The 10,735-nt window shown below is 48.6% G+C and carries 10 protein-coding genes; 1 reads left to right on the forward strand and 9 read right to left on the reverse strand.

Features of this window, described 5'->3' with window-relative positions; genetic code table 11:
* Window positions 1-33: 33 nt before the first annotated feature.
* From DW817_RS09595 to DW817_RS09635, 9 genes are all read right to left on the reverse strand, one after another.
* Complete coding sequence (locus DW817_RS09595; RefSeq protein ID WP_014128125.1) at window positions 34-468, reverse strand: zinc ribbon domain-containing protein; 435 nt, start codon at window positions 466-468, stop codon at window positions 34-36.
* Window positions 469-472: 4 nt separating this feature from the next.
* Window positions 473-961: a PTS glucose transporter subunit IIA gene (locus tag DW817_RS09600; RefSeq protein WP_014128124.1), complete on the reverse strand. Its 489-nt coding sequence runs from the start codon at window positions 959-961 to the stop codon at window positions 473-475.
* A 107-nt stretch (window positions 962-1,068) separates the two neighbouring features.
* Window positions 1,069-3,147: a polyribonucleotide nucleotidyltransferase gene (locus tag DW817_RS09605; RefSeq protein ID WP_120112307.1), complete on the reverse strand. Its 2,079-nt coding sequence runs from the start codon at window positions 3,145-3,147 to the stop codon at window positions 1,069-1,071.
* Window positions 3,148-3,301: 154 nt separating this feature from the next.
* Window positions 3,302-3,748: a Fe-S cluster assembly sulfur transfer protein SufU gene (gene sufU, locus DW817_RS09610; protein ID WP_026385670.1), complete on the reverse strand. Its 447-nt coding sequence runs from the start codon at window positions 3,746-3,748 to the stop codon at window positions 3,302-3,304.
* Window positions 3,749-3,769: 21 nt separating this feature from the next.
* On the reverse strand, window positions 3,770-4,990 hold the full coding sequence (locus tag DW817_RS09615) for an aminotransferase class V-fold PLP-dependent enzyme (RefSeq protein WP_009015997.1): 1,221 nt from the start codon (window positions 4,988-4,990) through the stop codon (window positions 3,770-3,772).
* Window positions 4,953-6,074 carry a SufD family Fe-S cluster assembly protein gene (locus tag DW817_RS09620; protein ID WP_120112311.1) on the reverse strand — a complete coding sequence of 374 codons (1,122 nt, stop codon included), beginning with the start codon at window positions 6,072-6,074 and terminating at the stop codon, window positions 4,953-4,955. Before DW817_RS09620 ends, DW817_RS09615 begins: the two co-directional genes overlap by 38 nt.
* A gap of 14 nt (window positions 6,075-6,088) precedes the next feature.
* A complete protein-coding gene (gene sufB, locus DW817_RS09625; RefSeq protein ID WP_014128121.1) occupies window positions 6,089-7,522 on the reverse strand; it encodes a Fe-S cluster assembly protein SufB in 1,434 nt (477 codons plus the stop codon).
* A gap of 16 nt (window positions 7,523-7,538) precedes the next feature.
* Window positions 7,539-8,276 carry a Fe-S cluster assembly ATPase SufC gene (sufC, locus tag DW817_RS09630; RefSeq protein WP_009015994.1) on the reverse strand — a complete coding sequence of 246 codons (738 nt, stop codon included), beginning with the start codon at window positions 8,274-8,276 and terminating at the stop codon, window positions 7,539-7,541.
* A 317-nt stretch (window positions 8,277-8,593) separates the two neighbouring features.
* Complete coding sequence (locus DW817_RS09635) at window positions 8,594-9,997, reverse strand: GntP family permease (RefSeq protein WP_016459749.1); 1,404 nt, start codon at window positions 9,995-9,997, stop codon at window positions 8,594-8,596.
* A gap of 587 nt (window positions 9,998-10,584) precedes the next feature.
* Here DW817_RS09635 and DW817_RS10900 point away from each other — a divergent pair.
* Window positions 10,585-10,735, forward strand: a 151-nt coding sequence (locus tag DW817_RS10900) for a transposase (RefSeq protein ID WP_243634119.1), incomplete at its 3' end; no start/stop codon positions are given.

Here is a 10,735-nt window from a genome sequence, read left to right on the forward strand (position 1 = left end):
AGTTACTTCGGTAACTGGTTCTTTTTTATTTCTTTACGCCAAAAGATTGCCGCAGTAGGGGCAGAATCTGGCATCATGAGGAACCTGACGGCCACAGTGAGGACAAGGACTGTCCTGCGTATACGCCTCTATTTTAGCTTCAAGCCGTTTCATGAAGGCTTCTGTTTCCTTATTTTGTGGCCGGAAGCTATAGACCTCAATCCGTTCCTTATGAATATCAAGGATGACCTGACAGCCTTCTTCTACGGGCGTCACAACGAGGGAAACCTCTTTTTTCTTTGGCTCGCCAAAAAGAAAGGTTTTTTCTCCCGTGAGGAGACTTCCCTGAAAAAGATGCTCCTTTTCATCCACTTCCTTTAGGCTGATTTCCATCTCCCGGGCTGTATCAAGGGCAAGCTGCCAAATGACAGTGACAGGAAGACGATATTTCCGTTCGATAAGGCTGCCGCCGCTGCCGTTGATTTCCATGGCTTCACTCCTCCTCTTCCTTGACAGAAACAATGGCGTCTTTTCCGCTTTCAACACGGGTTCCTTCTTTTTGCAGCAGCGTAATGGATGCCGCGCCACCCGTCACAACAAGGGGAGTCACAGGATTCATTTTCTTGCTGGCAAGAAGGGAAAGATCAACCTGAAGAAGCCCCTGTCCCCTTGAGACGGAATCACCTTCCTTTACAAGGGCATCAAAGCCCTCCCCCTGTAAGGAAACGGTGTCGATTCCCACATGGATCAAGACTTCCACTCCCTTGGTACTCGTCAGGGCAATCGCATGTTTCGTATCCGGGACATAGGCAATCGTACCGTCACAAGGTGCGGTTACAAGACCGTCTTCAGGCATGATGGCCGCTCCCTCCCCTAGGGTCTTTTGGGAAAAGACGGCATCAGGCACCTTTTCAAGAGGAATCACACGTCCCGTCATAGGGGCCAATAATTCTGTTTTTTTATGGAAATTAAAAAATCCCATTGATGATCTCTCCTTACAAGTTGAAACCCATTCTACCATCTGGATATAGCAAGAAAGGGGCATGTTCGTGACTTTTTTCAGAACATGCCCCTTTTTAGGGTCAAGAATCAGTGGCTTTGCAGCGCCGCTTTGCGGGACAGGTTCATGCGTCCCTTAGCGTCGATTTCAACGAGCTTAACAACAATTTCATCACCCACGTTTACCACGTCTTCCACTTTTTCCACCCGTTCCTTGGCGAGTTGCGAAATGTGGACCAAGCCTTCCCGGCCAGGCATGAATTCAACAAAGGCGCCGAAATTCATCAGGCGTGTGACTTTACCTGTATAAATCTTTCCAATTTCCGGTTCAGCCGTAATGGCATTGATGGCTTCAATAGCTTTGTTGGCAGAGGCCTGATCAGCAGCAGCTACGTAAACCGTTCCATCTTCCTCGATATCAATCTTGGCACCGGATTCCTCGGTGATTTTCTTGATGACCTTACCGCCCGGTCCAATCACATCCTTGATCTTGTCCGGATTGATCTTGAGGGTCGTAATTTTTGGTGCATGTTCCTTGAGGGAAGGCCGCGGTGCCGGGATACATTCAAGCATCTTGCCGAGGATACAGGCACGGCCCTTGCGAGCCTGTTCAAGTGCCTGTTCAAAGATCTGACGGTTGATGCCGTCAATCTTGATATCCATTTGGATGGCCGTAATGCCTTTTTCCGTACCGGCAACCTTGAAGTCCATATCACCATTGGCGTCTTCAAGGCCCTGAATATCCGTCAGGATGGTAATATCATCCCCTTCCTTGACAAGGCCCATGGCCACACCGGAAACAGGAGCCTTGATTGGCACGCCGGCATCCATCAGGCTGAGGGTGCTGGCGCAGGTACTGGCCATGGAGGAAGAACCGTTCGATTCCAGGACTTCTGAAACCAGTCGGATCGTGTATGGAAATTCCTCTTCCGAAGGAATAACCGGAAGCAAGGCCCGTTCTGCCAGGGCACCATGGCCGATTTCGCGGCGGCCCGGACTGCGCAGGGGTTTTGTTTCACCGACGCTGTAGGGCGGGAAATTGTAGTGGTGGATGTAACGTTTTGTCAGCTCCGTCCCAAGGCCATCAAGGGTCTGGGCTTCGCGGAGCGGCGCCAAAGCAAGGCAGTTGAGAACCTGGGTTTGACCGCGTGTAAAGAGGCTGCAGCCATGAGGCCGGGCCAAAAGACCAACTTCGCAGCTGATAGGACGTACCTCATCAAGGGCACGGCCGTCCGGACGGATCTTATCATGGGTAATGATGTGACGAAAGACCTTCTTGACAAGCTTCTGCACAATATGGGCAATATCGATTTCACTTTCAGGATAAAGCTCCACAAAATGTTCCAGGATCGCTTCCTTGGTTTCGGAAACCATCTTGTCGCGATGAAGCTTATCGGGATCCATGAGGGCATCGTGGATCTTCGGTTCACCGTATTCCATGATTTCCTTGGAAAGGGCTTCAGGCGGCACATAAGGGGTAAATTCCATCTTGGGTTTGCCTACTTCAGCCTGAATCTGTTCCTGAAAAGCAACCAGTTTCTTGATTTCTTCGTGTCCAAACAAGATGGCATCAAGCATGACCTGTTCGGAAACTTCCTTGGCCCCAGCTTCAACCATGAGAATGGCCTCTTTGGTTCCGGCAACAGCAACGTTCATTTCGCTGACCGCAGCCTGCTCAAGGGTCGGGTTGATGATGAATTTTCCATCCACGCGGCCAACACGGACACCGGCAATCGGACCTTCAAAAGGAATATCAGAAATGGAAAGAGCGCAGGAAGCACCGATCATAGCAGGAATATCAGGTGCATTATCGGGATCGACGGACACAGCCGTTGCAACAATCTGCACGTCATTATGATAGCCATCAGGAAACATGGGACGGATTGGTCGGTCAATGAGACGGCTCGTCAGGATAGCCGTTTCAGGCGGACGGCCCTCTCTTCTCAGGAAGCCGCCAGGAATCTTCCCGACAGCGTACATCTTCTCTTCAAAATCAACCGTCAGGGGAAAGAAATCAACCCCTTCCCGCGGTGTATCCGTACCGGTGACAGCAACCACAACGGCTGTTTCCCCATAGCGGATGAGAACAGACCCATTGGCCTGCTTGGCAATCTTGCCTGTTTCGATGGTAAGGGGTCTGCCCCCCAGCTCCGTGCTAAATGTATGCATCCTCTGCATCCTCCTTATTGACTCGTTAAGCATTACCCATAGATTATACTACAAACTCAAAAAACTTTGTATAGAACTTTACGGATTTTCCGTTCGTTGCAGACATAAAAAAGCTGCCATACCCGTTTGGGTACAGCAGCCAATAGCCCATATATTATTGTTCGGAGGCTTCCTTATCGTCGGAAAGGGCTTCTTTCAAAGTATGCCAAGCAAGAACCGCACATTTGACGCGAGCCGGCATATTGGAGATATTCTTCAAGCTGATGGCATCTTCCAATTCTTCCAGTTCATCGTCATCGGTCACTTCCCTTTTGATCATATCGAGGAAAAGATTGACCAGACGGAGTGCTTCCTTGACGGATTTGCCCTTGATGAGGTCAATCATCATGTCTGCCGAAGCCTGGCTGATGGCACAGCCATGGCCCGTATAGGCCGCATCCTTGACGATGCCGCCTTCGATATCGGCCTGGAGGGTAATGTCATCACCACAGCTCGGATTATGTCCATGCTCCTGGAGCGTGAACTTATCCAAGGCACGTTTGTTCATCTGGTTCTGGTTATGTTCCAGAATGATGTCCGAATAAAGTTGATTCATATCCACGCTGCTCATTGTATCACCCTTTTAATCCTTGAATCCCATCTGTTTCCGAACAAGAGGAAGCTTGTCCAGGAAGTAGTCCACTTCTTCGATGGTGTTATAGATATAGAAACTGGCACGATTCGATGCTTCGACATGGAGGTGATGACCCAAAGGCTGGGCGCAATGATGGCCGCTGCGAATAGCAATGCCATAGCTGTCAAGGATCGTCGCCACATCGTGAGGATGCACACCGTCAATGGTAAAGGCAATGACACCAACCTTTTCTTCCGGATCTTTGCTGCCCAAGATATGGACATAAGGAAGCTTCATTAGGCCTTCAAGGCAGTGCTTGGTCAATTCATATTCATGGCGCTCGATTTCATCAAAACCAAGGTCTTCAAGATAATCGATGGCTGCATGAAGAGCAACCGCTCCTTCCACATTTTCCGTCCCTGCCTCAAATTTAAACGGGACCTGTTCAAAGGTCGTACTCTGTTCCTGCACATATTCAATCATGTCTCCGCCAGAGAGGAAAGGTTCCATGGCATTAAGGAGTTTCTTCTTGCCATAAAGGACACCCGTGCCAGCAGAGCCCATCATCTTATGACCGCTGAAAGCATAGAAATCACAATCCCACTTCTGGACATCACTCTTCATGTGAGGTGCGGATTGGGCTCCATCAAGGACGGCAATGGCACCAACTGCATGCGCTTTTTCAATGATCTTTTCAATGGGGCGCTTCATACCAAGGACATTGCTGACCGCAGCAAAAGCCACGATTTTTGTCTTTTCGTCGATCTTTGCCAGGTCTTCATCCGTAAAATGGCCTTCTTCATCAAGGTACATATAAACAAGCTGGGCCCCTGTACGGCTTGCCACACGTTGCCAAGGCACAATATCGGAATGGTGCTCAGAAATGGGGATGACGATTTTGTCCCCTGTATGGAGATTCGCTTCCCCATAGCTTCTGGCCACTAGGTTCAGAGCTTCCGTCGTATTGCGGACGAAAATGACCTCATCGGCACTCTTGGCATTGATGAAGCGGGCAACAGCTTCACGGGCGCTGTCATACAATTCCGTGGCTTCAATGCTGAGGGTATGGGCCCCACGATGGGGGTTGCCATTATAGTGTTCCAATAGGTCCACCATGGCATGGATGACCTGATAGGGCTTTTGGGTCGTTGCCGCATTGTCGAAATAGACAAGGGGATGACCATTGACCTTTTTAGTTAAGATTGGGAAGTCTTTCCGTACATTTTTCATCGCAAATTCCTTTCTGGGTACAAAACTCCATTTTCTCCCGTACTGCCCGGAGAGCCTTGTTCGCCAGGGTTTCATCGCCTAACTGGTCAATGACCGGACGGATATTGGATTCAACAATGACAAGACGAGCGCCGTTTTCGCTGAGGCCGCGGCTCATCAGATAAAAAAGCATATCGGGGTCTACCTGGCCGGAACTTGCGGCGTGGTTGCCAACGACATCATCTTCCTTGCAAAGAAGCAAAGGAACGGAAATGGAATGGACGCCCTTATTAAGGAGCAGACATGTATCTTCTTCGTTGCCCACAGCTTTCTTGCCGCCTCGCAGAAAATCGATCGTGCCGCGGAAATATTTGCGGCTGGTTCCCATGAGAGCTCCCGTCGTGAGAATGTCCGTATTGGTCTTGATTCCTTGGGTCGGAACCCAATAGGAAAAATCAAAGAGCTGGTTTTCACTGCCAAGATACATGGTCTGACTCTTGAAGTCCGACTCGTCGTGATCAAGATCCGTGCGGACATAGACCAAGGTTTCCTTGCCGCCCACTTCAGCAGAGACAAACTTCACCTTGCTGCCCTTGCCATCATGGGTATAGCGCTGATCAATGTGACGGACATGGCTGCCATGGATCTGGACCTTGCTGACGTTCACATTTGCGTTCTCGCCAGCCTCTACATAAAAGAGGACATTAACGAGTCCGTCCGGGGCATCTCCTTCGAAAGTCGTAAAGACCTCGACATCGCTATTTTTGCCCGCCTTGATATAAAGCTGTCCCACAAGGGCAGAAACCGTCTCTGAGAGGCTGTAGTCAAGCCACACCTTGGCTTTTTCCCCATCCTTGACGCTGATTTCACAATTTACATTGCCCTTTTCCAAAGCATCCTTCATGGATTCCTGGCTTGCACCGGCAAAATCCTCCAAATTCGGAACGCGCCGGCCCGTAAAGAAAGTGACTTCAGCAGAGCCTTCATGCCGTTCTTCTACAGCAGCCTCAGGGACAAGCTTTACTTCCGGAGTTTCCAGTTCCTGATGGTTTACTCTCATCCAACGGAAAGTAGGACGAGGCAGTTCATTGAAAATCTGTTTCATGCTCTCCTACCTCCTTACATGGAACCTTTGAGTTCCAGATTGATCAAATTGTTCATTTCGACAGCATACTCAAGCGGCAGTGCCTTCGAAACCGGTTCAACAAACCCACGGACCAGCATGGCCCGTGCTTCATCTTCACTCAGGCCGCGGCTCATAAGATAGAAGATGGCTTCATCAGAAATGCGGCCGATCTTCGCTTCATGCCCAAGGTCCACATTGTCATTCTTGATGACAATGGCAGGGATCGTATCGGACTGGGACTGTTCATCCAGCATAAGGGATTCGCAGCTCACGTTCGATTTGGCCCCTTCTGCCTTTTCCCCAATGACCACGCTGCCTCGATAGATGCAGACGCCGCCATCTTTGGAAATGGATTTGGAATTGATGTTGCTCGTCGTGTTCGGAGCATTGTGAATTACCTTGGAACCCGTATCAAGATACTGTCCCTTACCGGCAAAGGTAACTCCTGTAAATTCGCAGTGGGCGCCTTCCCCATTGAGGATGCTCATAGGATACAGACAGGATGTATGGGAGCCGAAGGACCCAGTAACCCAATTGATGGTTCCGTTCTTACCAACGACGCAGCGCTTCGTGTTCATGTTGTACATATTCTTCGACCAGTTTTCAATCGTCGAATAAGTCAGAGTGGCTTCATCGCCAACAAAAAGTTCAACACAGCCGGCGTGTAGATTAGCCACGTTGTATTTTGGGGCACTGCAGCCTTCGATGAAATGAACCTTGGCCCCTTTACCGACAATGATCAGGGTATGTTCAAACTGTCCAGCTCCTGGCGCATTGAGACGGAAATAACTCTGCAGCGGAATTTCAACATCAATTCCGTCAGGAACATAGACAAAGGAGCCGCCGGACCAAACAGCGCCATGCAGAGCGGCAAACTTGTGATCTGTAGGCGGAACAAGCTTCATGAAGTGACTCTTGACGATATCTTCATATTCCTTAAGTGCCGTATCAAAATCTGTATAGACAACGCCCTGCTTGACAAGGTCTTCTTGGATGCTGTGATAAACGACTTCCGAATCATACTGGGCACCTACACCCGCAAGGGAAGTCTTTTCCGCTTCCGGAATGCCCAAACGGTCAAAGGTATCCTTGATATCATCAGGAACGTCGTTCCAGTCCGCCTTCATCTGCGTATCAGGACGGACATAGGTGACGATATTGGCCATATCAAGACCGCTGATATCAGGGCCCCACACCGGGTACGGCATTTGATTGTAGATATCAAGAGATTTCAGGCGGAAGTCGCGCATCCATTTCGGCTCATCCTTCTTTTCGGAAATCTCCTGGACGATGTCCGGTGTCAGGCCAGCATCGGTCTTATAGGAATACTTGAAGTCATTCCTGAAGTTATACATGTTTCCGAGATTGTCGACGGAATCGAAAATCTTCTTTTCCTCGTCCAATCCGGTTCTCTTTTCTTCCGACATAATGCTCACCTACCTATCAGTTCTTATAGGCGTCGTAGCCGTTTTCCTCGATCTCACGGATGAGGGAAGCATCACCGCTCTTGACAATCTTACCAGCAATGAGGACGTGCACCACATCGGGATGCAGTTTTTGCAGGATCTCACTGTGGTGCGTAATGATCAGGAGAGAGTTGTCCTCATTGTGATATTCGTTGACGGCCTCTGATACGATGCGGACAGCGTCAACATCAAGACCGGAGTCAATTTCATCGAGCATAGTCAGTTTCGGCTCGAGCATGGTCATCTGGAGAATCTCATTTTTCTTGCGTTCACCGCCGGAAAACCCATCGTTGACATAACGGTCCGCATAGGAGCGATCCATCTTAAGGGCATCCATCTGTTTATGCAGCTTCTTGCGAAAGGGCATGATTCGCTGGGTCTCACCGCTAACCGTGCTCTTGGCATTGCGAATGAAGTTTTCAACTGAAATGCCCTGGACGGAGATAGGATTCTGGAAGGCCATGAAGATCCCTGCCTTAGCCCGTTCGTTGACTGGTTCGTGAGTAATCTCCTTTCCTTCCAGATAGATATGCCCTGCTGTGACCACATATTTCGGATTTCCCATGACTGCGTTGAAAAGGGTTGATTTGCCAGCCCCATTGGACCCCATGATGACATGGGTCTCGCCCTTATTGATGACAAGATCAAGTCCCTTGAGGATTTCCTTTCCTTCGACAGCCACATGCAGCCCTTCGACTCGTAATAGTTCACTCATGTCTCTAACCTCTCTTACTTGTATGATCCTACGATAGAATTTAAATCATATTCCTTTACAGTGAATTCTACCTTATTCCGGTGCGTTCTGTCAACTTAAATGTTACAGTTAGCACAATGGCCTATAAACGCATGAATCCACGGCGCAAGCGGAGCAATTCCCCCGTTTTTTCCATGATATCCTATCAAGATACCGGAATTCATTATAGGACATTTTTTCAAAATGTACAAGATATCATAGTGCAAATAGGGGGAATTCCTATCACAAAGAAAAGACTGTACGGAAAAGAGATCCCGTACAGTCTTGTGAGCTGCTTTTCAGCGAACAAAAAGATAGATGATATAGACATTAAGCATGGCAGCCAGACCTGTCACAAAGGTTCCGAACGTCTGTGCCCGGTACCCATCTTGGACTTCCATATCACCAAAATTTGTAACAACCCAGAAATAGGAGTCGTTGGCATGGGAGACGGTCATGGCTCCAGCTCCGATGGCAATGACCGTTACCGCTGCAAGGATAGGAGTGCCAAGGCCCAAGGTCGTCATAAGAGGCGCCATGATGCCGGCTGTCGTTGTAATGGCCACGGTAGAAGACCCCTGTGCCGTCTTGAGGATAGCTGAGAGAATGAAAGGAAAGAAAATACCAAGACCAGCAAGCGTCGTCGAATTGGCCTTGATGAAGGCAACCATGTTGGTCGAAGCGATAACCTTGCCCAGAACGCCGCCAGCTGCCGTAATAAAGAGGATGGGGCCGCAGACTTTCAGGGTTTCATTCGTCAGTTCATAAAAAGCCTTGGCCTTGTCTTCCATGGGGCGGGACGCAAAGAGCAGAATGCCAAGAAGGACGCCGACACTGATGGCAATGATCGGGGTCCCGAGGAAGGTTACAATAGGGATCTTATTCCCCGCCATATTCATAGCGCTTGAAAGGGCCATCAGGAGAATCGGGACAATGATAGGTGCAAAGCTCATAAAAGCACTGGGAAGTTCACCATAGCTTTTCATCAGTTCTTCATAGGTTTCCGTCATTTCCCCGGCTTCACCGGCTTCCATAGTCTTTTCTTCCTTTGTTTTGATTTTACCGCCAATGTAGTTAGCATAGAAGTAGGCCGCAATCATCGGAAGAATGGAAGCACAAGCCCCCATAGCAATGACAAGGATCAGGTTCGTATCCATCTGCATGCCTTCGTAAATAGTGTTTGCCGCGGCAATCGGGCCGGGTGTAGGCGGGATGAAGCAATGGGTAATATAAAGCCCCATGCTCATGGCTACAGCAGTAGCAACACCAGAAGCATGCGTACGGCGCACTAAAGCCTTCCGGATCGGGTTCAGAATAACAAAACCACTGTCACAGAAGACAGGGATGGATACGATCCAACCCATAATGAGGACGGCAAGAGACGTATTGTTTTTCCCAACAAGCCGAACGACGCAGTCTGCCATCTTGAGTGCAGCCCCGGTCTTTTCCAAAAGGGCACCGACGAGTGCCCCCATAATGATGACAATGCCGATGCTATTGAAAGTACCAGCAAAACCAGCACTGACAACATCGGCAATCCCGAGGACTTTGCCCGTCTTAACCAAAGGAATGCCGCCAATAATGCCAAAGATAACGGAAACAGTCAAAATGGACAGGAAGGGATGAATGTTGTACTTAGAGATTGCAAGAATCATAATGATGATGGCAAGAATAAATGCAATCATAAGAGGTATACCTGTCAAAATAATCAACTCCTTTCAAATAATGGACGACCTTCCAGTCCCTTCTGGAAGGGAAAAAAGAGGGAAAAAGAAACCCCTCTCATTTCTTATACACAAGTATACACCGAATTTGCTCGATTGAATACAAAAAATTAAGAAAAATGTTCCACCTTGATATGAACTTTGATACATAACGAAGCGTCAAAAAGGAAGTCTGCCTATGATTTTGGAATTAACGTAAACGGAAATGAGCTGCGCCCAGTAAAAAAGGGGAATCATACGAGTCGCCAAAAAATACGAAGACGCCTCGCCCTCAGGAAATACGTTACCAAAAAGGGACGAATAAATAAGTCTTTAGCTTGAACACTCCTTATGAAAAACATGATTAATGAAGGAAGCATTTCACTTTCACTTGGCTTATTGTAAGAATAGCTTCAAGGCGCTTCAATATGTACTGCATAAACACAGAGAAGACTATATGCGAAGTCTTCAAGATCAGATCCAAGGAATTCGCAGAGCAGGGTAAAAAATGGCTGACCGCAAGAAACAGATAGGCTGACTGCAGAGTCATATTTCCCTCTCCTAAGAAGAAAGAGATGGACATATCCATGCAGTTTCGTTCTGTCATAAAAACAATCTTCCCTAAGGCGTGCATCGTGGCAGATCGTTTTCACATGATCCGCTTAGTCCAAGCTCTTAAGATCAAACATAAGAAAAACACCCCACTGCCTAAAGCAAGTGAGGTGTCAATCCAACCGG

The organism is Acidaminococcus sp. AM33-14BH, from assembly GCF_003603525.1.
Classification (GTDB): domain Bacteria; phylum Bacillota; class Negativicutes; order Acidaminococcales; family Acidaminococcaceae; genus Acidaminococcus; species Acidaminococcus intestini.

Excerpts from the sequence above, each read along its gene's own strand:
- DW817_RS09595 (WP_014128125.1), bottom strand. The coding sequence starts at position 468 with ATGGAAATCAACGGCAGCGGCGGCAGCCTTATCGAACGGAAATATCGT.
- DW817_RS09600 (WP_014128124.1), bottom strand. The coding sequence starts at position 961 with ATGGGATTTTTTAATTTCCATAAAAAAACAGAATTATTGGCCCCTATG.
- DW817_RS09605 (WP_120112307.1), bottom strand. The coding sequence starts at position 3,147 with ATGCATACATTTAGCACGGAGCTGGGGGGCAGACCCCTTACCATCGAA.
- DW817_RS09615 (WP_009015997.1), bottom strand. The coding sequence starts at position 4,990 with ATGAAAAATGTACGGAAAGACTTCCCAATCTTAACTAAAAAGGTCAAT.
- DW817_RS09620 (WP_120112311.1), bottom strand. The coding sequence starts at position 6,074 with ATGAAACAGATTTTCAATGAACTGCCTCGTCCTACTTTCCGTTGGATG.
- sufB (WP_014128121.1), bottom strand. The coding sequence starts at position 7,522 with ATGTCGGAAGAAAAGAGAACCGGATTGGACGAGGAAAAGAAGATTTTC.
- sufC (WP_009015994.1), bottom strand. The coding sequence starts at position 8,276 with ATGAGTGAACTATTACGAGTCGAAGGGCTGCATGTGGCTGTCGAAGGA.